Raw genomic sequence first — 381 nt, 5'->3', positions numbered from 1 at the left:
ACACCCCGGTATAGCCGAACGCGGCCCCGTCTTTGCCCCGCCCGTAGACCTGACTGATTTTCGAGTCCAGATCCAGCAACCCCAACCGGTCGGCCCCCGCCAGCAGCGGCGTCAGCTCCGCCAAACGAGCCAGCAGCCGGGCGGAGAGTTTCTCCAGTTGAGCGACATGACCCATGCTGAACCAGCGCAGAAACGTGCCCACAGTGGACGGTGCGCGGATCCCGGTGAACAACCCCGCCATGCCGCCATGCCGTACCAGGTCCAGATCACTGATCGAGTCCGCGCCCGCGGCCATCCCGGCCACGATCGTGCTGATCTTCGCGCCCGCGTTCGCCCCGACCGGACCACCCAGCCGGACCAGCTCACCGGCCAGATCCGACA

General features: G+C 67.2%; 1 pseudogene. It reads right to left on the bottom strand.

The window, feature by feature from the left end:
* A pseudogene (locus tag LWC34_RS56540) lies at nt 1-381 on the bottom strand (IS1380 family transposase); the annotation flags it as partial.

It is taken from the genome of Kibdelosporangium philippinense, from assembly GCF_021390435.2.
Taxonomy (GTDB): Bacteria; Actinomycetota; Actinomycetes; order Mycobacteriales; family Pseudonocardiaceae; genus Kibdelosporangium; species Kibdelosporangium philippinense.
Note: the sequence above shows the minus strand (reverse complement) of the source record. Positions and strands in the feature narration are given on the sequence as shown.